This window comes from Azospirillum sp. B4 (genome assembly GCF_000333275.1).
Lineage (GTDB): Bacteria > Pseudomonadota > Alphaproteobacteria > Azospirillales > Azospirillaceae > Nitrospirillum.
Genome location: NZ_BACU01000736.1, coordinates 1 through 1284 on the forward strand (window position 1 = coordinate 1; position 1284 = coordinate 1284).

A 1284-nucleotide genomic window follows, 5' to 3' on the forward strand; every position below is an offset into this window, starting at 1 on the left:
GCCCATCGGCCTACTGAAAAACCGATGCGACGATTGCTTGCCGCTCCCAAAGCTGGAGATGCTCACGTTCTTGCGCTGGCCCAGGGGCACGGTCAGCATGCACACCTTGCCGCCGCTGGAGCCAGTTTCCTGGTTAACTGCAACCTGTGATCCGTCGATAAACGCGTAGAGATAGCAGGTCGTGCCGCTTTGCCCGCCCCAAGCAAGGACAAACTGCGCGCTGCTGCTGTTGTTCGTCCAGGAGAAGGAGTTGTTATACGAAGCGGAACTTACCAAATTCCCAGCGAAACCGCTGCTGCTGGTTGTGCTGCCGCTGGAGCCGCTAATGTTGTTGGTGCAGCCCAGAGAGCCATCGTTGTTGGTATAGACCACCCAGCCGTTATTGCAGCCGATGTTCAAACCATTGGCGCGATTGGCCGTGCCGCTGTTGTCGGAGTAGCCGCTGTTGGTGGCATAGCCCGACGAGCCGCTGCTGCCGCTGACGTTGTTGGTGCAGCCCAGGCTGCCGTCGGCGTTGGTGTAGACCACATAGCCGTTGTTGCAGCCGATGTTCAGACCGTTGGATCGCGTGGCGGTGCCGGCATTGGTGGCATAACCCGACGAGCCGCTGTTGTCGGCATAGCCTGAGCTCGTGGACCGGCCGTAGAAGTTGCTCGCCGAGAGGCTGCTGTCGCGATTCAGACCGGTGATGTTGCCATCATAGCGGATCTGCGTGGCCTGGCAGCCGGAGCATGTCGTGCTGCCGATTTGGAGGACCCCTCCGCTCACCGTCGCGCTACCACCAACCGTGAAGTCGCCGCGTGAACCGCTGGCGTATTGGGCGTCGCCGGCGTTGGTGGCGTAATTGGCGGTGTTGGCGGAGCCACTGCTGCCGCTGATGTTGTTGGTGCAGCCCAGGCTTCCGTCGTTGTTGGTGTAGACCACCCAGCCGGAATTGCACCCGACGTTCAGCCCGTTGGAGCGCGTGGCCGTGCCGGCGTTGGTGGCGTAACCCGAGGTGCCGCTGGAGCCGCTGACGTTGTTGGTGCAGCCCAGGCTGCCATCGTTGTTGGTGTAGACCACCCAGCCGGAGTTACAGCCGATGTTCAGTCCATTGGTACGTGTTGAAGTGCCGCTACTATTTGAATAGCCGCTGTTGGAAGCGTATCCGGATGTCCCGCTGTTTCCACTGATATTGGTTGGCAGCGAATTGCCGAAGTCCGTGCTGTCAACTTGTGCGGTGAGGTTGCCATTCCAACCCCAGTAGATGAGGTGGCCGCCCGAGTTGCTGTTTCCTCCGGCGAG

General features: G+C 60.6%; 1 protein-coding gene. It reads right to left on the reverse strand.

All coding sequences use genetic code 11. The annotated features are described in order from the left end of the window. On the reverse strand, positions 1-1284 hold a 1284-nt coding region (locus I55_RS37545), incomplete at both ends, for a hypothetical protein (protein WP_199902800.1).